The 21,060-nt window shown below is 37.0% G+C and carries 17 protein-coding genes and 1 pseudogene; 2 read left to right on the forward strand and 16 right to left on the reverse strand.

The window, feature by feature from the left end:
• Positions 1–39 precede the first annotated feature (39 nt).
• The 15 genes and pseudogenes from KI369_RS01745 to KI369_RS01815 form a co-directional block, all read right to left on the reverse strand.
• Positions 40–1,755, reverse strand: coding sequence for an ABC transporter ATP-binding protein (locus tag KI369_RS01745; RefSeq protein WP_000944619.1), 1,716 nt, complete (start codon positions 1,753–1,755; stop codon positions 40–42).
• Between the two features lie 232 nt (positions 1,756–1,987).
• Positions 1,988–3,172 carry a PDZ domain-containing protein gene (locus KI369_RS01750; RefSeq protein ID WP_212954872.1) on the reverse strand — a complete coding sequence of 395 codons (1,185 nt, stop codon included), beginning with the start codon at positions 3,170–3,172 and terminating at the stop codon, positions 1,988–1,990.
• A gap of 109 nt (positions 3,173–3,281) precedes the next feature.
• Entirely contained in the window at positions 3,282–4,718 is a 1,437-nt protein-coding gene (locus KI369_RS01755; protein WP_438800492.1) for a S41 family peptidase, read from the reverse strand.
• A gap of 118 nt (positions 4,719–4,836) precedes the next feature.
• Positions 4,837–5,730, reverse strand: a complete 894-nt coding sequence (ftsX, locus tag KI369_RS01760) for a permease-like cell division protein FtsX (protein WP_144615102.1) — start codon at positions 5,728–5,730, stop codon at positions 4,837–4,839.
• Positions 5,720–6,406 (reverse strand): cell division ATP-binding protein FtsE, encoded by a 687-nt coding sequence (ftsE, locus tag KI369_RS01765; RefSeq protein ID WP_000594323.1) that lies wholly within the window; start codon positions 6,404–6,406, stop codon positions 5,720–5,722. Before ftsE ends, ftsX begins: the two co-directional genes overlap by 11 nt.
• Positions 6,407–6,722: 316 nt before the next feature.
• Entirely contained in the window at positions 6,723–7,046 is a 324-nt protein-coding gene (gene cccB, locus KI369_RS01770) for a cytochrome c551 (protein WP_000727965.1), read from the reverse strand.
• A gap of 438 nt (positions 7,047–7,484) precedes the next feature.
• Positions 7,485–8,583, reverse strand: a protein-coding gene (gene prfB / locus KI369_RS01775) for a peptide chain release factor 2 (protein WP_212954873.1) whose coding sequence is annotated in 2 segments (ribosomal slippage) — positions 7,485–8,510 and positions 8,512–8,583 — 1,098 coding nt in all. Because the reading frame shifts where the segments join, the coding sequence is not laid out codon by codon here.
• 144 nt (positions 8,584–8,727) lie between these two features.
• Positions 8,728–11,235, reverse strand: a complete 2,508-nt coding sequence (secA, locus tag KI369_RS01780; protein WP_212954874.1) for a preprotein translocase subunit SecA — start codon at positions 11,233–11,235, stop codon at positions 8,728–8,730.
• A gap of 274 nt (positions 11,236–11,509) precedes the next feature.
• Positions 11,510–12,052, reverse strand: coding sequence for a ribosome hibernation-promoting factor, HPF/YfiA family (hpf, locus tag KI369_RS01785; protein WP_087959291.1), 543 nt, complete (start codon positions 12,050–12,052; stop codon positions 11,510–11,512).
• 320 nt (positions 12,053–12,372) lie between these two features.
• Positions 12,373–12,570, reverse strand: a complete 198-nt coding sequence (gene cspC / locus KI369_RS01790) for a cold shock protein CspC (RefSeq protein WP_001990088.1) — start codon at positions 12,568–12,570, stop codon at positions 12,373–12,375.
• Positions 12,571–12,696: 126 nt separating this feature from the next.
• Complete coding sequence (locus KI369_RS01795) at positions 12,697–13,401, reverse strand: ComFC family protein (protein WP_212954875.1); 705 nt, start codon at positions 13,399–13,401, stop codon at positions 12,697–12,699.
• Positions 13,401–14,750: an ATP-dependent helicase ComFA gene (gene comFA / locus KI369_RS01800; RefSeq protein WP_212954876.1), complete on the reverse strand. Its 1,350-nt coding sequence runs from the start codon at positions 14,748–14,750 to the stop codon at positions 13,401–13,403. The genes KI369_RS01795 and comFA overlap by 1 nt, the downstream gene beginning before the upstream one ends.
• Before the next feature lie 127 nt (positions 14,751–14,877).
• Positions 14,878–16,303 (reverse strand): annotated as a pseudogene (locus KI369_RS01805) (C40 family peptidase).
• A gap of 147 nt (positions 16,304–16,450) precedes the next feature.
• Positions 16,451–16,765: a winged helix-turn-helix transcriptional regulator gene (locus KI369_RS01810; protein WP_000400858.1), complete on the reverse strand. Its 315-nt coding sequence runs from the start codon at positions 16,763–16,765 to the stop codon at positions 16,451–16,453.
• A 172-nt stretch (positions 16,766–16,937) separates the two neighbouring features.
• Complete coding sequence (locus KI369_RS01815; protein ID WP_144615092.1) at positions 16,938–17,780, reverse strand: DegV family protein; 843 nt, start codon at positions 17,778–17,780, stop codon at positions 16,938–16,940.
• A 239-nt stretch (positions 17,781–18,019) separates the two neighbouring features.
• Between KI369_RS01815 and KI369_RS01820 the strand changes: the two genes are divergently transcribed.
• Together KI369_RS01820 and KI369_RS01825 are read left to right on the forward strand one after the other, a co-directional pair.
• Positions 18,020–18,655 (forward strand): YigZ family protein, encoded by a 636-nt coding sequence (locus KI369_RS01820; RefSeq protein ID WP_212954878.1) that lies wholly within the window; start codon positions 18,020–18,022, stop codon positions 18,653–18,655.
• A 74-nt stretch (positions 18,656–18,729) separates the two neighbouring features.
• Complete coding sequence (locus KI369_RS01825; RefSeq protein ID WP_212954879.1) at positions 18,730–19,857, forward strand: LCP family protein; 1,128 nt, start codon at positions 18,730–18,732, stop codon at positions 19,855–19,857.
• Positions 19,858–19,895: 38 nt separating this feature from the next.
• On the opposite strand, the gene wecB is transcribed toward KI369_RS01825, so the two are convergent.
• A complete protein-coding gene (gene wecB / locus KI369_RS01830) occupies positions 19,896–21,011 on the reverse strand; it encodes a non-hydrolyzing UDP-N-acetylglucosamine 2-epimerase (RefSeq protein WP_212954880.1) in 1,116 nt (371 codons plus the stop codon).
• Positions 21,012–21,060 lie beyond the last annotated feature (49 nt).

Genomic DNA, 21,060 nt, shown 5'->3' on the forward strand with positions numbered 1-21,060 from the left:
TCACCTACTTATGGTGCACTAATTCAGTAAAAATTATATTTACGAACTAAACTGAGCTTCGTATAACCTACTGTATCCTCCGCCTTGTTCAATTAATTCATCATGTGAACCTTGTTCTGCAATCCCATCTTTATTTACAACGACGATGCGATCTGCATTTTTAATCGTTGCAAGTCTGTGAGCGATAACTAACGTTGTACGGCCGACAGATAGTTCAGCAAGTGATTTTTGAATTGCAAGTTCTGTCTCTGTATCTAGCGCAGAAGTCGCTTCATCTAGTATTAAAATTGGCGGATTTTTCAAGAACATACGTGCAATCGCTAGACGCTGCTTCTGTCCGCCTGAAAGTTTCACGCCGCGCTCACCGATAACGGTATCTAAACCGTCTGGTTGTGAGTAAATTAAGTCTTCTAATTGCGCACGTTTTACTGCCTGCCAAATTTCAGCCTCTGATGCTTTTAAATTTCCGTAAGCAATGTTTTCACGAATCGTTCCTGAGAATAAGAACACATCTTGCTGCACAATTCCAATTTGCTTACGAAGTGAAGATAACGTCATGTCTTTCGTATCAATACCATCAATTTGAATCGATCCAGATGATTGCTCATAAAAGCGTGGTAATAGGCTACATAACGTCGTTTTCCCAGCTCCTGACGGTCCAACGAACGCAACTGTTTCACCTGCATGTATTTTTAAACTAATGTCATTTAAAATCGGTTCTTTATTTTCATAACCGAACGTGATGTTGTTATATTGAATATCACCGTGTACATGCTTTACTTCCATTGCATCTTTAGAGTCTACAATATCAGGCTCCGTTTCAAGAAGCTCTACATATCTCTTAAAACCAGCGATCCCTTTCGGATAGCTTTCAATTACCGCATTAATTTTTTCAATTGGGCGGAAGAAAATATTCGTTAATAGAACGAATCCGATAAATCCACCGTACGTTAATTCACCTTGCAGAACAAACCATGTACCGCATATTAAGACGAAGAGCGTTACGAGACGCATGAGCATATAACTAATCGATGAATTTAATGCCATAATTTTATACGCCATTAATTTCGTTGTACGGAAACGAGCGTTGTTCACAGCAAATTGCTCTTTCTCAAACTTTTCATTTCCGAATGCTTGTACAACGCGGATACCACCAACGTTGTTCTCAATACATGCATTGAAATCAGCAACATCTGAGAATAAACGTCTAAACGTACCTGTCATTTTTTTATTGAAGTAAAGTGCTAACCATAATAAGAATGGAATGACGAAGAACGTTAATAGCGCTAACTTCCAGTTAATCATCATCATAAATGAGAATGCCCCAACTAAAGTCATTACGGCGATAAATAAATCTTCTGGTCCGTGGTGAGCAATTTCCCCAATTTCCATTAAGTCGTTTGTAAGACGTGAAATTAAATGACCTGTTTTATTATTGTCAAAAAATCTGAATGATAACTTTTGAATGTGATCAAATAATTTCTGCCTCATATCTGTTTCAATGTTAACACCAAGCATATGTCCCCAGTATGTAACGACATATTGCAAACCTGCATTTAACATATAAACTGCAAGTAAACCGAAACAAGCCCATAAAATAAGCGTCCAGTTTTGTCCTGGCAATAACTTATCAATAAATTGATTTACGATAAGTGGGAAGCCAAGTTCTAGTAACCCTGCGACAACCGCGCAAGAAAAGTCGAGTATAAATAAACCTTTATACGGTTTATAGTAAGAAAAAAATTTACGTAGCATATCTTCCCTCCATTTTCCAAAATTAAAAAGACTCCCTAAATGATAACCATTATCAAATAATTATTCAAGTTATCCGTCTATGAAACTGAAAATAAGGTTTGCGATATTTGTCTTTTTTTGCCGGAAAGTCGATATATTCCAATAATCGCTGATATAAATTTCATGTACTAACTATCCCCCACCCCCAAAAAACAAAAAAAGGCATCACCACAAGGTGATACCTTTTCTTCTATTACATCGCTTCCGAATCCCACTCATGCTCTTGCTGCACAAACACAACACCTAATTCATGATGTCCTCCAGCGTACAACGCTGTTTGAGCAAGGCGAAGCTCTCCATTTGTATCTAATACTTCTAATTTACAAAATGCTCCTGTCGTCTTCGTTTGAAGCGCATCATAAAATTCTTCAGCGCTTCTTGGAATGACTCCATTTACTTTCGTAATCATTTCTCCGGGTAATAAATTCAGCTCTGCTCCAATTGTATTCGGGATTGTATCTAATACAACAAGTCCATCATTACGTGCAGCGAAGTACGCTGGTCTTGTCTCATCGGAAATTTTTTCTTGCATGGAGATCGTGAAACGTCCAAGCATTGCAACGCCCATCGCGATAATCGCAAGTACGTGCCACCAATAACTTGCGATTCCTAGAACAAGCACAATTCCTGCTAATCCGTACACACGTCTTCCTGTAAATAATAAAGCTTCCGTCGGCTCATAACTTCTAATCCTTCTCATAAATCCAATTAAAAATGGAACGAGGAATAGAGAATATGTATCTGAACCGATTGAAACGACAGGCCACCATGAAATAAACTTCGTTACTGCATCACCTGGTACAAGAATAAAAATAGGAACAATCCATAAACGCTTTGATTCGTGTAAACCAATCTTTAGCCCGCGCTTACCCTTCCTAATCTTCGGCGTCGAATATCCCACTGCATTTTTAGAAATCAATAAGCCCTCTACAACTAGCATGACGCCTAGTAAAATAGCAAGAGATACAATCGTACCCTCTTCACCTTCTCCAAGCTGTAAGAAGGAAACTGGCAGCTTAGAAGATAGTAGTACGCATACAATCGCGATACTAAACGTATAAGCTGCTGATAAATATCGATACATAGCAGTTAATCCAAATAGTAACGTCCAAAGTAAGATGACCCATAAGCTTGCTTTGGAAACAACAAGTCCAAAGCCAATTGTAATAATAGATACGATTAATCCGTATTTAACTCCCGCAAATAACGATGTTCGCAGTTCAAACCAAATATCATAAACTTTAAAGGAAAAATCCTTTCGTTCTCGTAACATACGTAAGTATCCAACGAAGATACTACTTATTAAAAATACATAGACAGCAGGGTGTAAGAAAAAACGTCCAACTGCCCGCATTATTTCAAAAATCCATGCCTCCACGAACCCATTCACCACCATTTATATCATTCTTTCTTTTTATATTATCATAACTGGACAAACGTTTGTTTAACACAAAAAAATACAGGCAACAAACTGCCTGTATTTCTTCTTATTTCGCTATTAATTTTAATGCTGATTGTAATTGTAGATCATTTTCTCCAGAACGGATTTTTTCAATAATTTTCGTTTGAATCGCCTCAGCTGTCTTTTTATCCAGCTGTCCTGTCGCTTCCATCTCATTCGCATTTTGGAATGCTTTCAGTGCTGATTCTGTCTCTTTACTAAAGTATCCATCTTCACGTCCTGGTACATATCCTAAACTCTTAAGCATTTCTTGTGCGTGTTTTACTTGCACATCATTTGAATTGTATGAAAGTGTCTTTTCAATTTGAATTGGTGTCGCATGATAATAATCTGGTTGCTTCACTTCTACTGTTGGTGCGATTCCTTTTTTATGAATCCAGTTTCCATCCGGTGTTAACCATTTAAACATCGTTAATTTAATGTTACTGCCATCTTTAAATGGAACGGCTTGCTGCACAGTACCTTTACCAAACGTTTTTTCACCAATTAAATCATATCCTTCTCCCTCTTTTAGCGCACCCGCTAAAATCTCTGAAGCAGAAGCACTTCCGTTATCAATTAATACTGAGATTGGATATGGCTTTCTCTCTTTCAGTTCCGTAGAGAATTTCTTCTTCCCACCATTTCGCTCTTCTACTTGTAGCATTGGCTTTTTATCCGTCATAATTTCCCCTAGTATCTCTTCTACACTATTTAAGTAGCCACCAGGATTACCACGCACGTCAATAACTAGGCCTTTTATGTTTTTCTTCTCTAACTCTTTTAACTGATCCTTAAATTCTTTCGCTGTATTTTCAGCAAAGGAAGTGATTTGCATATAACCGATATCTTTTCCGCCCTCTTGTTTCACAGAACTAAACACTGTGAAGATCGGAATTTTTTCACGCTTAATTTTGAATACAATCGGATCAGCTACTCCTGCACGCTTAATTTCAATCGCAACAGTCGTTCCTTTTTTACCACGAATCTTTAATACTGCTTCTTCACGTGATAAATCTTTCACACTATTTCCATCTACAGATAAAATTTGGTCATTCGGTTTAATTCCAATCTTTTCTGCCGGTGAGCCTTTAATTGGAGATACGATAATAAGCTTACCGTCCGTTTTGTTCACCTCAGCCCCGATCCCCTCTAGCTCAGGATCAAGCGATTCACTAAACTGTTTAGCTGTTTCTTTATCCATATACGTGGAATAAGGGTCCTTCAGCGTAGACAACATACCTTGTATTGCACCTTCGACTAACTTGTCATCCTTCACGTCTTCCACATAACGTGAATCAATTAGTGCATACGCCTCATTAATTTTTGCCAAATTCCCTTGCGCGGTGCTAGCATTTCCACTCGAAATTGTTTGCGTTACTTCTGCTGGGTTAACCCCAAATAAAGACATACCTGCAAACATTCCGCCAGCACCAATTAAAAATGCAACAACCATTCCAATAATTGCAACTCTACGTTTCAATGCGGAATTCCCCTTTCCAAAACACACAGGTGGTGTAGCAAAAGGCATCACACAGTGTGTGATGCCTTTACCTATTTCTACTATATGATAAGCTTGTACGAATTATGTTTGCAACTTTTTATACTTTTAAGAAGCGACGAATTGACATTACACTTCCCCACATACCGATTAAAGCCCCGATTAACACTAATAAACCTGCTAATTGGAATACGAAAGGACTGTATGGTAGAAGTTCGAAAATTGTTCCGCCAAGTTTTTCGTTAAACACACTTTGTAGTGAATTATAAGTAACTAGAATTAGGCCAATTGGAATAATTGATCCTAATACTCCTAGGAATAATCCCTCTAATAAGAACGGCCAACGAATAAACCAGTTTGTTGCACCTACTAGCTTCATAATTTCGATTTCTGTACTACGAGCATAAATTGTAATTTTAATTGTATTAGAGATTAAGAACATCGCTGTGAATAAAAGACCTGCAATTAACGCAATCCCGATATTACGTCCTGTTTTTACAGTATCAAATAATTTTTCAACTTGCCCTTTACCATATTGAACATTACTTACAAACTGCATTTTCTCAATCTTTTTCGCGATTGTCGCTGTATCTGTTGGTTCTTTTGCTTTTACAATGAATACGTTTTTAAGTGGGTTATCTTGTTCAAATAACTCAAACGTTTTTCCGCTATCGCCTAAGCTTTTAATTAAACGTTTTAACTCTTCTTCTTTAGAAGAATATTTAATAGAGTCCACTTTTGCAATCTTACTCATATCATCTTCTAATTTCTTTTGATCAGCTTCTTTTGCTGCTGGATCAATGTGTACACGAATCTCTACATCTTGCTCTACTTTCGTCGCAAAATGGTTCATATTCATAATCGCTGTTAAGAAGACACCTACAAGTAATAATGTAACTGTTACTGCACTAACAGAAGCAAACGTCATCCATCCGTTACGTGATAGATTCTTTACACCTTCTCGCAAATGTCGACTAAGGGTCTTAGCCTTCATATCCGTATCCTCCCTCAATCTCATCTCGAACAATTTTTCCGCCTTCAATCGCGATTACACGATGACGGATTGTATTTACGATATCTGCGTTATGTGTCGCCATAACAATCGTTGTACCACGCTCATTAATACGCGTGAAAATCTTCATAATATCAAGAGCTGTTTCAATATCTAAGTTACCTGTTGGCTCATCGGCAATTACAACCTTTGGTCTATTAACAATCGCTCTCGCAATGGCAACACGTTGCTGCTCCCCACCCGAAAGTTCACTTGGTAGTGCGTCTGCACGATCCTCAAGACCTACAAGACCTAAAACTTCTGTTACACGCTCAAGAATTGCTTCTTTTTCTTCTTCAATTACTTCTAAAGCAAACGCAACATTCTCATATACCGTTAACTTAGGTAACAATTTAAAATCTTGGAAAATTACGCCTAATTGACGTCGGAAATATGGAACGTCTCTTTCTGCTAATGTTTCAATAACAAGTCCATTTACATTAATCGATCCTGTAGATGGCTTCTCTTCACGATACATCATTTTAATAAATGTAGATTTCCCGGCTCCACTCGGTCCAACTACGTATACAAACTCACCTTGTTTAATGTTAACTGTGAGACCAGCAATGGCTTTCATACCATTTGGGTACTCCTTATAAACATTCGTCATTTTTATCATTATTTATCACCCAATACTTAATGATTTTTTTACAAATACTTTTCTGTACATTTGAAAATAAAGATAACCTTTTATTTTCGCTTGACCACTCTTGTTGAAGGTAGTCTACTTACAATCTTTTTATAAGCAATACTACTATGTAATATATTTCAGCAAAATTCTACAAACCCCATTGTAACATCAAACTCTTTCCAGTTCGGATACAATTTTGTTACAGTTATGTTACACTCCAAAAATAGGAAACGAGCTGTCATAGTTCTTATCCAAAATCATTTTGGGATAAGATTATATAATCAACTCGTCCATTTTACCCTTTTTATTTATGTTCAGCTAACCACTCAGCTACTTTTTTCGCATCCTCACCTTGAATAATTCCTGGTGACATAGAACCGCGACCTTTTTCAATAATCTTTTCAATCTCTGCTGCATCATATTTCTGTCCCACTTTTCTTAAATCCGGTCCAGTTGCTCCCGATAAATCTTTCGCATGACAGCCTATACAACTTTTTTGGTAAATTTGTTCTGCACTATCCGTGCTTGCAGATTGTTTCGAAGGCTTACTCTCTTCTTTATTTCCACATGCTCCTAAAGCAAAAACGACTGATGTTCCTAGCGCAATAGCCAACAATTTCTTTTTCAATTCTATCGCTCCCCATTGTTGATATTCTTTTCATTCCTAACACACTCATTTTCATTATAAGCATTATCTTTATATAGAAAAACTAAGGTATATTTCATATTCTTCAAAAATACAGTAAGAACCCTGATAATATAAAGCTTTCATAATTTGTTTCAATTCTGTGAACAACGTAAAAACTTCTATAAAGAATTCTTTTTGAACAGAAAATCAGAAAAGTTCTGTTCAAGTCTTACTCTATTACCGCTTTGTTTTACTATTCTCTACTTTTTACAAAACAATATACAACATTATATGCTACATATAATCCCATCAAAAAGAGAAGTTGTCGTTTCCAACTTCTCTTCCTCTTTACTTCATTTATAGAAATAAAATCAAATTCTTTATATCCTCGATTATCCCCAGCATACGCCGACAACCTTGTTGGCTTTTTTTCGCTTATTAGATGCGAGAACGCAAGTAAGCATCAATAAATGGATTAATTTCTCCATCCATAACCGCTTGCACGTTACCAACCTCTGTATTTGTACGGTGGTCTTTCACAAGAGAATACGGGTGGAATACGTAAGAACGAATTTGGCTACCCCATCCGATTTCTTTTTGTTCACCGCGAATTTCATCTAACTCCGCTTGTTGCTCTTCTAATTTCTTTTGGTATAATTTCGCTTTTAACATTTTCATTGCGTGCTCACGGTTTTTAATTTGTGAACGCTCTGACTGACACGTTACAACTGTATTTGTAGGTGTATGTGTAATACGAACTGCTGAGTCTGTCGTATTAATATGTTGTCCACCTGCACCACTTGCACGGTACGTATCAATTTTTAAGTCTTCTGAACGTATTTCGATTTCAACTTCATCATTGAACTCAGGTACAACTTCACAAGATACGAACGATGTATGACGACGGCCTGAAGAATCGAATGGCGAAATACGTACAAGACGATGTACACCTTTCTCTGCTTTCAAGTAACCGTAAGCGTTATGACCTTTAATTAATAAAGTAACACTCTTAATACCAGCTTCATCACCTGGTAAGTAGTCAACCGTTTCTACTTTAAACCCACGTTTTTCAGCCCAACGTGTGTACATACGTAATAGCATAGAACCCCAGTCTTGTGACTCTGTTCCACCAGCACCTGGGTGTAATTCTAAAATCGCGTTATTTTTATCATAAGGATCGCTTAGTAGTAACTGAAGTTCATACTCATTCATTTCTTGAATTAATCCTTTTACTTCTGATTCAAGCTCCTCATGTAAATCTTCATCATACTCTTCTTTTAAAAGCTCATGCGTGATTTCTAAATTTTCAAACGTCTCATCTAACTGACGGAACTTTCCAACCATATCTTTCAGTGCATTCGCTTCGTTAATTACAGCTTGTGCGCCTTGTTGGTCATCCCAAAATCCTGCGCCCATCATTTTCTCTTCTAATTCTGCAATTTGTTTTTCCTTAGTAGGAAGGTCAAAGAGACCCCCTAAAAGCCGCTAATCTCTTAGCCATTTTCTCTAATTCTTGTCTAATTTCTACTAATTCCATTTCCTTCACCTCTATGTAATTGCTGTTACTTTCGTATGAAAACAAGGGAAACTCTCTCCACTTATGACGGAGAGAGTTTAAGCCTTCTTAATTATACATTTTTGATGTAAAAGTTTGCAAAGTGGTCTGGACTACTGCCCAGTATTACTTCCCGATACCACAGCAGTTTTTATATTTTTTACCGCTACCACATTTACATACATCATTGCGCCCCACTTGGTCACCTTTTACAACTGGTTTTTTCTTCGCCTCTTCGCCATCGCTAGATGGATGAACTGCTTCACCTTGAACAACTTCTTGACGCTCTAAGTTTTGTTCAATTTCAGCCTTCATAATGTAACGAGAAATTTCCTCTTCAATAGAAGCAATCATTGATTCAAACATTGCGAATCCTTCCATTTGATACTCACGAAGTGGATCAATTTGACCGTAAGCACGTAAATGAATACCTTCACGAAGGTGATCCATCGCATCAATATGTTCTGTCCATTTCGTATCCACAACACGGAATACAACAACTTTTTCGAACTCACGCATTTGCTCTTCTGGCATAAGCTTTTCTTTGTCATTGTAACGCTCTATTAATTTCGCGATAATTGGCTCGCTCATTTCCTCTGGAGCAAGGCGACGTAATTCTTCTTCTTTTATATCTCCTTCTTGCAGAAGGTTTGTATTTAAGTAGTCAACAAGACCTTTAATGTTCCAATCTTCTTCAATTTCATCTTGTGTATGAAGCGCAACAGCACGTTCTACTGTAGATTTCATCATACCTTCAATAATATTGCGTAAGTTGTCCGATTCCATTACTTCTTGACGCTGTTTGTAAATAACCTCACGTTGCTGACGAAGTACATCATCGTATTGTAGTAACTGCTTACGTGCATCATAGTTATTTCCTTCTACACGTTTTTGCGCAGACTCCACTGCACGAGAAACCATTTTACTTTCGATCGGCTGTGAATCATCCATACCAAGACGATCCATCATCGCTTTCATATTGTCAGAACCGAAGCGGCGCATTAGTTCATCTTCCATCGATAAGTAGAATTGCGTAACACCAGGATCCCCTTGACGACCAGCACGACCACGTAACTGGTTATCAATACGACGACTTTCGTGACGCTCTGTACCGATAACTGCTAAACCAATATTTTTAATATCGTCTCCAAGCTTAATATCCGTACCACGGCCCGCCATGTTCGTCGCAATCGTTACAGCGCCCTTAATACCAGCTTCTGCAATGATATCCGCTTCCCGCGCATGGTTTTTCGCATTTAAAATGTTATGACGTACACCTTTACGCGTTAACATTTTTGAAATAAGCTCTGACGTTTCAATTGCAACTGTACCGACAAGAACAGGTTGTCCTTGTTTATGACGAGTTACAATATCCTCAACAACAGCATTAAATTTACCTTCCATTGATTTGAAGATTAAATCAGCACGGTCATCACGAACAATCGGTTTGTTCGTTGGAATTACGATAACATTCATATTATAAATGTTACGGAATTCCTCTTCCTCTGTTTTCGCTGTACCAGTCATACCAGATAACTTTTCGTACATACGGAAGTAGTTCTGGAACGTAATTGTCGCAAGCGTCATACTTTCATTTTGAATTTCTACGCCTTCTTTTGCCTCGATAGCTTGGTGTAAACCTTCGCTATAACGACGCCCTTTCATAAGACGACCAGTAAATTGGTCTACAATTACGATTTCGCCTTCTTGTACAACATAATCTGTATCACGGTGCATAACAACGTGCGCACGAAGTGCCTGATTAATATGGTGAAGAAGCGCTACATGTTTTAAATCGAATAAGTTTTCAATGTGGAAAGCTTTCTCGGCTTTCGTAATACCATCTTCTGTTAACATTACATTTTTCGTCTTCACATCAAATGAATATTCTTTTTCATTTTCTAATGTACGAACGAATGCATTTGCAAACATGTATAGCTCTGTTGATTTTTGAGCTTGTCCAGAAATAATAAGCGGCGTACGCGCTTCATCGACTAAGATAGAATCGACCTCATCGATAATAGCAAAGTGAAGCGGACGTTGAACGCACTGCTCTTTATATAAAACCATGTTGTCACGTAAGTAATCGAATCCAAGCTCATTATTTGTGCTATACGTAATATCAGCAGCATAAGCTTCTTGTTTCTCTTCGCGCGACATATGGTTTAAGTTAATTCCTACTGTTAATCCTAGGAACTCATGAAGTTGTCCCATTTCGCTCGCATCACGTTGCGCTAAGTATTCATTGACTGTAACAACGTGAACACCTTTTCCTGTTAAAGCATTTAAATATACAGGTAATGTAGATGTTAACGTTTTACCTTCACCCGTTTTCATCTCAGAGATATTCCCTTCATGTAAGGCAATACCACCCATTAACTGTACGCCATACGGACGCATTCCAAGAACACGAGTCGCAGCTTCACGAACAACCGCAAACGCTTCAGGTAGTAGATCATCTACTGTTTCACCTTTTGTTAGACGTTCTTTAAATTCAAGCGTCTTTCCTTTTAATTGTTCATCAGTTAATGGCTTAATAGATGGCTCTAGTGCATCAATTTGCTCAACTGTCTTCTGCATACGTTTAATTTGGCGTTGATTTACATCAAACACCTTTTTTAAAATACCGATCATAGGAAATACGCTCCTCTTTTTATTAAAATAAAACTTCCGATTGTTTTTCTTTCTCTCTATTACAATCAGTCGTTATAAAAATCAAATGTATGTTATGCCAATTTTTCTCCTAATTAAAAAAACTAAAATGTATATACCTAATGATAATTGTAACACTTGTCTTATAACTATGACAACAATCGGCCGAATGTCTCGTTCTAAATTAAGAAAACTTTTTTTCAAAATCTATTTTCAGCAAAAAAAGCGCAGCCATTTCGGCTGCGCTTTTGAATTATTATTTAGTTTCGATTAAACCATATTTCCCATCTTTACGGCCATATACAACATTAGTTTCATTTGTATCAGCATTTGTGAAGACGAAGAAATTATGTCCTAGCATATCCATTTGTAGGATTGCTTCTTCAACGTCCATCGGTTTTAAATCGAATCGTTTTGTACGTACAAGCTCTAGTTCATCCTCTTCTACCTCATCCAGAACAGCTACTGCTTCTGGAAGGATAAAGTTCGTTTTCATAGAACCTTTCTCACGTAACTTACGATTTACCTTTGTTTTATGTTTACGAATTTGTCGCTCAAGTTTATCAACTACTAAATCGATAGCAGCGTACATATCGCTATTAGTTTCTTCTGCACGAAGTAATAAATCAGTAAATGGAATTGTTACCTCGACACGTTGCTTGTCAGAGTATACTTTTAAATTAACTTTAATCTCTGGGAATGTATCAAAATAACGCTCTAACTTACCTAGTTTTTTCTCTACATATTCCTTTAATGCTGGAGTTACTTCAATATTTTCACCACGAATGTTGAATTTCATAGATGAATTCCTCCTTTCAAGCCTATGTACTATAATTTCGACACTGGCTTAAAAACTCCTTCTAACTTTTTTAAAAAAATTAGTGGAATTGCGATTTTTTTATCGTTTTTTGTTGAAATGAAAAGATGCATCGTTTCTATCTTTATTTTATCCTATTAACATCGTGAATAACGAATATAACTGTGGACAATTCGTTACAGAAAAGAAACAACTTTTTGACAACTCTATTCATAACAAAAACCCCTTGCAAAAAACAAGAGGTTCTACCATATATATAACGTTGCCACAAACGCAGCTTTCTCTTCCCAAAAACAATATTCCTACAGTTTTACAACATTAGCTGCTTGTGGTCCACGTGCTCCATCTACAATGTCAAACTCAACTTGTTGCCCTTCTTCTAATGACTTATAACCATCTTGTTGAATCGCAGAAAAATGAACAAACACATCATCACCATCTTCACGCTCAATAAACCCAAATCCCTTTTCTGCATTGAACCATTTCACTCTTCCTTGCATGTTCATTCCATTCCCTTCACTCTAAAAATCAGGGCATTTGCCCCATAATTTGACTATAACGAATGACAACTTATGAAGTCAAAGAAGACTTATCGTCTTTTTATTATCTCTTTCGACAGTTACAGGTCAACTTCTACAGAGCGTCAAACTAGAAACTTCCCTTGCTCCTCTATCGTATAAAAGACTTCCAATTTGTCTAACTGTAATTCCTGTCGTATATACATCATCCACGAGTAAAATGTTTTGATCATGAAACATCTCTTCTCCCTGAAAATAAAAAGGATTACTTCCCGAAAGCCTTTCTTTACGCGTCTTCTTACTTTGCTTTTCTGTTTCTCTCCTTCTTAATGATGGATAAGAAATTTTGACAGGTAAACAAGCTGCTAATAACTCTGCCTGATTAAAACCACGTTCATATTCCCGTTCCCTACTAAGCGGAACAGCAATCACACTTGAAATACTCGTAAAATGCTTTTCAAATAGCTTCCGAAAGGATCGATGAAAAATATGAACTAACTCCGCATCCCCCCGAAACTTAAACTTTGCTACTATTTCTTTCATCTCATCATCGTACACATGCAAAGAACGATTTTTAAAAGGACGATACTTCTCTTTGTTTATCCACCCTACGCAATCCACACAAATATCATTTTCTTTATATTCGGAAGGCAAGTCCTCTAAAGGGCGCCCACACTCCATGCAAATCTCTCCTATAATATAGGAAAGTTTCCGCTCACACCTATCACATATATATTTTTTATGAGGCTTTACAAAGAAGGTGTACCAACTAACTGTTTCTAACATATACTCATCGCAAAGTAGACAATGCATTAATCGATTAATCCTTGTTCTTTTGCCTTTTTGTTCATAATTTGAATATGTTTTTTCGCATGTACCATCGCCTCTGTCTTACCGCAATGAAAATAAACGACCTCGCCATAAGGTTCTTCAAAACTACGACCTGCTCGGCCTGCAATTTGTACGAGTGCACTTTCCGAAAAGATTTCTTCTTCCGCTCCTAACACCGCAACTTGTAAGTTCTTCACAGTTACTCCTCTCTCTAAAATTGTCGTTGTAACTAATAACGGAATTTCTCCCTTTCTAAAAGCTGCTACTTTTTCCTTTCTCATAAGATCTTCTGCATGTACACCTTCAACTCTATTATCCAACGATTTCAATAACAGGCTCATTTCTTCTATATATCGCACATGGGGAACAAATAAAAAAATGGGATACTTTTTGCTTACGTACATTTTTAACCATTGTAGTAACACTTGAGGAATTTTTTTATGATAGAGGCTTTTCTTCCAACTTCCGCACCAGCAAAATAGAGGAACTGGTAACGGGTGCCTGTGATATCGCCCAGAAACAATGACACCTTTTTGTTTACCCTTTCTGAAATTACGCTTCCACTTTTCATCTGGGGTTGCAGTTAAATAAATACGCGCCGCTTTCTCTTTCATCGCTTGTTGTACTGCATACTGTAACATTTGATCCGCATGATATGGGAAGGCATCAATTTCATCTACAATCATGACATGAAACGCTCTATAGTAACGTAGCAATTGATGAGTCGTTGCAACGACTAACGCTGCATCTTTTTCACGATCTACACTCCCTCCGTATAAAGCAGCTACGTTTATACTAGGAAACGCTTCTTGTAATCTCGGTGCTAATTCCAGTACAACATCTGTTCTTGGCGTTGCGATACAAACTCTTTCTCCTTTTTGAAGTGCCTCTGCAATACCGTAAAATAACATTTCTGTTTTTCCAGCCCCGCACACAGCCCAAATAAAAAAAGAGTCTTTCTGCTTAATAGCTTCTATAACACCTTGCGCCGCCAACTCCTGACCAGTAGACAAAGTCCCATTCCACTGTAACGAATTTAAACTTTTTTCACCTTTTCTTTCAGCAATCCCACGAACGAGTACAGCACATTCACTAACTCTCCCCATCGTTATACACTTCCGGCAATACGTGCACACTTTACTGCACCTTTTACATGAAAATGATGCAAATAATCGTTGCTCTACGTTTCCGCAGCGCTGACATATATATTTAGAAGACTTCTTGATTACGCCTTGTACACATACGGCCTCTCCCTTCTTTTTCAAATCACTTAATTCTCTCCGTAAACCTGAAGAAATTTCTTCTAATAGCAACTGTTTTCCAGCAAGCATCAGCAACCACCTCCAGCACTACTATAAACCTTTCTTATAATCTCGTAAAAACTCAAAAAAGCCGATAACCTACTTATAAAATAGTAAGCTATCGACTTTATACACATGTTTTATTCGATTATAAATCCTAGAATCGACCGTATCCTAAGAAATGTTTTTGGTTATAGCTACTGCTTAAGCTAGAGTATGCAATCCCTTTATCACCAGCATGAATCATTTGGCCATTACCAACGTAAATACCGATGTGAGATGGACCTGGCTTATAAGTACCTTGGAAGAATACTAAATCTCCAGGTTGTGGGCTACTTACTTTAGAAACTGAGTTCCAGTAACCTGCAACGTCTTGACGTCCTACACCATAGATGTAAGAAATGAATCCACTACAGTCAAAACCACCGTTTGATGGAGATGCACTTCCCCAAACATATGGTAAACCTAAGTAGCCTTGCGCCTTACCAATTACACCGCCCGCATTTGTAGTTGGTGCTGGTTCTGCTTGTTTCTTTTCTTGCTTAGGTGCTTCTTTTTTAGGCTCTTCTTTTTTAGGTTCCTCTTTTTTAGGTTCTTCTTTTTTAGCTTGTCCACCATTGTTTGCTGGTGCAGCTTGCTGAGCAGGTGCTTGTGCTTGCTGAGCTTGCGCATCTTTAGCAGCTTGTTCTGCTTGTTTTTGAGCAGCAGCTTCTTGTGCAGCTTTTTCTTGCGCTTCTTGTTCAGCAATACGTTGTAATTGCAGTGCTTGTTTTTCAAGATCTTTCAATTGACTTTCCGTGCTTGTCATTGAAGTTACAACTGTGTCCATTTTACCGCTTAAATCGTTTACTGCTGTTGCTTTTTTCGCTTTTTCAGCGTCAAGTTCTTTCTTAGCAGTTTCAATTTGAGCTTGTGCTTCTTTTAGTTCTTTTTGCTTTGTTTTTACCGTTTCAACATCTTTTTTCACGTTCGCTTGGTCTTCTTGTTGTGTTTTCATGATATCTTCGTCAGACTCAAGAATTTTAGAAACAGAAGTTAAACGATCAACTAAATCTGCAACGTTTTTAGAGTTTACAAGAACTTCTGTTACAACATTTGTGTTTGGTTGTTCTTGAAGTGCAACTAAACGTTTTCTTAATAACTCTTCACGTTTTGCAATTTTCGTTTGTAGTTCTGCAATATCTTTATTTTTATTTTCGATTAATTTCTCAGTATCAGCAACTTTTTTCGTTGTTTCATCAAGTTTTGAAGCATTCTCTTGAACAGACTTATCTAAACCTTGAATCGTTTTGTTTAAGTCGTTCATTTGTTTTTGTAATTCATCACGTTCTTTTTGTTGTTTATGTAAAGTGTCATTTTGTGTATTAATTTGTGATTTCACGTCAGAAATTTTATCTTCTGCAAATACATTTGGTGTTAGTCCTGAAAACATTAACCCTGCAACTAATGCGCAAGATGCCATTTTTAGCTTTTTCATTTTATTTTTTACACCGCTTTCTTTTGTCTTTTTTCCGTATATAACCTATAAAATTTATACCATAATTCGGGATTTTTTTTGCTAATGTTACGCTATTGTAAAACAAATGTAATATTATATGTAACTCCATCGTAAAATATGCATATTTTTGTATGTATGTGTAGAATTTTAAAAGCTTTTTATAAGCAAAGAAAAAAACGCAAGGTTTCCCTTACGTTTTATTAAATATACTAATACGAATGTAATCCAAGCGTTATTTCATCCATTTCTCAGCCCAGTTTTGGACTTCATCCATAACACTTTCTAATGCTTTCCCTTTTTCAGTTAAGCCGTACTCAATTCGAACTGGTACTTCTGGATAAACATTACGAACTACAATGCCTTCGCTTTCCAATTCTTTTAAACGCTCTGACAACATGCGATCGCTCATATTTGGTATAATATCTGCAATTTCTCTGAAACGTTTTGACTCTTCAAGCAAAGATTTAATAATTAAGCCAGTCCATTTTTTACTAAGCAAAGTAAAAGCTGACTCAAACTTTGGACATAAACAAGAATTATGCTCCATATGTTTCACCTCTCTTCTATTATAATATAGTCTCTTGTAAAAAGTAAGTTATAAAACTTTCCTCATTATTATATTTTACGTACATTTTACCATTTCCAAATATTAACTTGTCAACTACACGTAAAATATCCGTAAAAAAACCCTCTTCAAAAAGAGAGCTTTTTATATCTTATTACTTCGTATACCATCCAAGACCTAGTGCACCTTCACCTAAATGCGTACCAATTACAGCACCAAAATAACCTGTGCGAATTGTGACATGAGGATATTTTGCTTCTAATTCAGCCTTCCATTCATTCGCTTCCTCTTCACGTTGTGCATGAATAATAACTGCTTCCATAGGTACACCTTTACTTGCTTGCTCATCAAAAATTTCAACAATTCGTTTTAACGCTTTTTTACGCGTACGAATCTTTTCAAATGGAATAATGATTTTATCTCTAAAATATAAAACCGGCTTCACTTGTAACAAACTACCAATGAAGGCTTGTGCACTATTTAATCGGCCGCCACGTTGTAAATGATGTAAATCATCCACTACAAAATAGGCGTCCATCGTTTGCTTCATTTCATCAAAACGGGCAACAATTTCTTTCGGATCTTTTCCTTCACTTGCTAATTTTGCCCCTTCACGTACATAGAATCCTTGTACTTCACAACTAATTTCAGAGTCGTACGTATATACATCAATACCCTCTACCATTTGCCCGGCTGTCGTTGCCGTTTGATATGTACCACTAATCCCACTTGAAAGATGAATGCTAATAACCGCATCATAATCCTTCGATAGTTCTTCAAATAACTCAACAAACTTTCCGATTGCTGGCTGAGAAGTTTTCGGAAGTTCTTCTTGCTCACGTACTTTTACATAGAAATCATCTACTGAAATTTCAGCTTCTTCTTGATAAGATTCCGTTCCAAACACAACGTTTAATGGAATCATATATATATTGAGTTCATCACGAATATGCTTCGGTATATATGCTGTACTATCAGTAACAATAGCTGTTTTCATTTGCGTACCTGCCTTATAAAAAAGTTTTTATTCCCTAAGTTTACACGAAAACTAAAAATGGTGCATCCATACATGAAAATGCCGATTTGAAATTATACTCACCATCTCGACAAATTACAACAAAAAGGGGAAATACTCACCAAAAATTTCAACTTATTTATAAAAAATGTTTGAATATAAAAACGCTCGCTTTTAAAATGTAAAGTACTAGTCATTTTGGTAGATAGGGGCGTATACGAGTGTTATTACAATATTTAACAATCAAAGACTACGGTGAGCACGAAATTGTCATTCAAAAATCAAGATTTATCTGTTATGTTAGTCGAGCTACAACCGAAGAAGAAGCTCAAGAATTTATACAAAAAATTAAAAAACAAAATTGGAATGCCACACATAATTGTTCTGCGTATTTGATTGGCGAACAAGATCAAATACAAAAAGCGAATGATGATGGAGAACCTAGCGGTACAGCTGGCGTACCTATGTTAGAAGTACTAAAAAAACGCGGTTTAAAAGATACCGTCGTTGTCGTTACTCGCTATTTTGGCGGCATCAAACTTGGCGCAGGTGGATTAATTCGCGCATATGGAAAATGTACAAGCGAGGGCATTAACCATGTCGGTGTTGTCGAGCGAAAACTAATGCGTGTTATGCAGACCGACATTGATTACACATTACTTGGCAAGGTTGAAAATGAATTACGCAATTCAAAATATGCCATTAAAGATATACATTATCTAGAGAATGTCACATTTGATACGTATGTAGAAGAAGACGGAAAACAAGCATTCACAGATTGGATGATTGAATTAACAAATGGGAAATGTAAAATTACAGAAGGAGATATGTTGTACTTAGAACAAGATGTTATCTAAGAATAACTACATCCTCACCTTTAAAGATTAATGTAGTGAATTACTTCCCTACAAATGAACTAAGGAGATTATATATGGAAGAACGTTATTATCATCTCCAAAATAGCAGAATAAAAAAGAAACGAAGAAGAAAGTTTTTCTACTTCCTTATTTTCGTATTTTTATTTGGTGGTGTAGGACTTTATATATTAAATTCCTACTCTTCTCTCATGGGGATGTATAGTGGTTTTACTCGTCAAAAATCGGACTTGAGAACCGAAGATGTGGAAATTACAAAGGAGCCTTTTACACTCCTTATTATGGGTATAGAAGATTATGCAACGGACGGTCAAAATGGTCGTACAGATTCATTAATGTTTGCGACAGTCAATCCTAAGACTAAAAAGATTTCGCTTATGAGCATCCCTCGTGATAGTCGCGTTCCAATTGTCGGGAAGAACAAAGAGGACAAAATTAACGCTGCGCACGCTTACGGCGGAGAAGAAATGGCAATCAAAACTGTCGAAGGTTTTCTAAAAGTTCCTGTAGACCATTATATTAAAATTGATTTCCAAGGCTTTAAAGGTATTGTTGATGCTGTTGGCGGTGTTACCGTTGATGTCCCATTCGATTTTTGGGAGCGTTCGGACGTGGATTACTACAAGAAAATCGAATTTAAGCAAGGACAACAAGACTTAAATGGGGAAGAAGCTCTCGCATACGTACGTATGCGAAAGCAGGATCCAAACGGCGATTATGGTCGAGCCGCTAGACAAAGACAGTTACTAGCCGCTGTTGCTCAAAAACTAAATTCAGCCTCTACCGTATTTAAAATTAAAGATTTAACGGCAGTCGTTGGAAAATATATAAAAACTGACATTCCTATTTCTGACGGACTTGCACTTTACAATAAAATATCTGGGTTTGATCCTTCTACAATACAAACGTTCAAACTTGAAGGAGAAGACAAAAAAATAGGTGGTATTTATTACTTCCTTCCAGATCCAATCGGTGTAGAGACAGTACGTAACGAAATTAAAAAAGAATTAGGGGAAACAGCAAACACTCAAGAAGATCCAACAACAAAAACCGAATCAAATCCTTCTTCAAGCTCTAACGAAAAAGCAAAGAAAGAAACGAATCAGAATCAGAACAAAACACCAACTGAGCCACCTCCTTCTACGAATGCTCATGCAGAGTGGATTATGAGAAATCAGCAATAACAAAAAGAGCCAAATCATACGATTTGGCTCTTTTTTATTTACTTATTAAAGTGTTTTAAAATTGCTTCTACAATACGCTCTGATGCACGGCCATCACCGTAAGGATTAGATGCTTTTGACATCTTATCATGAGCCTCTTTATCTGATAACAACTCATCAGCAAGACCAAAGATTGTCTCTTCGTCTGTTCCTGCTAATTTCAATGTACCTGCTTCAATACCTTCTGGGCGCTCTGTTGTATCACGAAGAACAAGAACCGGTACACCAAGTGACGGCGCTTCCTCTTGTACACCACCAGAATCAGTTAACATTAAGTATGAACGAGCTGCAACATTGTGGAAATCAATTACATCTAGCGGCTCAATTAAATGAATGCGGCTATGATCGCCTAAAATATCATTCGCTGTTTCACGAACAACAGGGTTCATATGAACAGGATACACAACTTGTACGTCTTCATGCTTATCAACAAGACGCTTAATTGCACGGAACATATTACGCATTGGCTCTCCTAAGTTTTCACGACGGTGAGCTGTCATAAGTACAAGACGATCATTTCCAAGCTTCTCTAGTACAGGGTGACTATATGTTTCTTTTACAGTCGTTTTTAGTGCGTCAATCGCTGTATTTCCTGTTATGAAAATGCGTGACTCATCTTTATTTTCTTTCTGTAAGTTCGTTGCTGATTTTGCTGTAGGTGAGAAATGAAGATCTGCCATTACACCTGTTAATTGACGATTCATCTCTTCTGGGTATGGAGAATATTTATCCCATGTACGAAGTCCTGCTTCAACATGACCTACTGGAATTTGATTATAGAAAGCAGCTAAACTTGCAATAAATGTTGTCGTTGTATCACCATGTACAAGTACAATATCCGGCTTTGCTTCTTTCATCACTTTATCCAAACCTTCTAAACCACGCGTTGTAATGTCAATTAAAGTTTGGCGGTCTTTCATAATATTCAAATCGAAATCTGGCGTAATTCCAAAGATACTTAATACTTGGTCTAACATTTGACGATGTTGTGCTGTTACAGTCACAATCGATTCAATTTTTTCTGGATGTTTTTGCAACTCTAACACAAGAGGTGCCATTTTAATTGCTTCTGGACGTGTCCCGAAAATTGTCATTACTTTTAAACGTTCAGTCATTTCATTGCCTCTTTTCTTTCACTAGTTACAAATTCTATTATGACATATA

Source organism: Bacillus sanguinis (assembly GCF_018332475.1).
GTDB classification, from domain to species: Bacteria; Bacillota; Bacilli; order Bacillales; family Bacillaceae_G; genus Bacillus_A; species Bacillus_A sanguinis.

Excerpts from the sequence above, each read along its gene's own strand:
- KI369_RS01795 (WP_212954875.1), bottom strand. The coding sequence starts at position 13,401 with ATGCATTGTCTACTTTGCGATGAGTATATGTTAGAAACAGTTAGTTGG.
- KI369_RS01810 (WP_000400858.1), bottom strand. The coding sequence starts at position 16,765 with ATGGAGCATAATTCTTGTTTATGTCCAAAGTTTGAGTCAGCTTTTACT.
- cspC (WP_001990088.1), bottom strand. The coding sequence starts at position 12,570 with ATGCAAGGAAGAGTGAAATGGTTCAATGCAGAAAAGGGATTTGGGTTT.
- ftsE (WP_000594323.1), bottom strand. The coding sequence starts at position 6,406 with ATGATAAAAATGACGAATGTTTATAAGGAGTACCCAAATGGTATGAAA.
- wecB (WP_212954880.1), bottom strand. The coding sequence starts at position 21,011 with ATGACTGAACGTTTAAAAGTAATGACAATTTTCGGGACACGTCCAGAA.
- secA (WP_212954874.1), bottom strand. The coding sequence starts at position 11,235 with ATGATCGGTATTTTAAAAAAGGTGTTTGATGTAAATCAACGCCAAATT.
- ftsX (WP_144615102.1), bottom strand. The coding sequence starts at position 5,730 with ATGAAGGCTAAGACCCTTAGTCGACATTTGCGAGAAGGTGTAAAGAAT.
- KI369_RS01745 (WP_000944619.1), bottom strand. The coding sequence starts at position 1,755 with ATGCTACGTAAATTTTTTTCTTACTATAAACCGTATAAAGGTTTATTT.
- KI369_RS01815 (WP_144615092.1), bottom strand. The coding sequence starts at position 17,780 with ATGAAAACAGCTATTGTTACTGATAGTACAGCATATATACCGAAGCAT.
- comFA (WP_212954876.1), bottom strand. The coding sequence starts at position 14,750 with ATGCTTGCTGGAAAACAGTTGCTATTAGAAGAAATTTCTTCAGGTTTA.
- KI369_RS01825 (WP_212954879.1), top strand. The coding sequence starts at position 18,730 with ATGGAAGAACGTTATTATCATCTCCAAAATAGCAGAATAAAAAAGAAA.
- hpf (WP_087959291.1), bottom strand. The coding sequence starts at position 12,052 with ATGAAATTCAACATTCGTGGTGAAAATATTGAAGTAACTCCAGCATTA.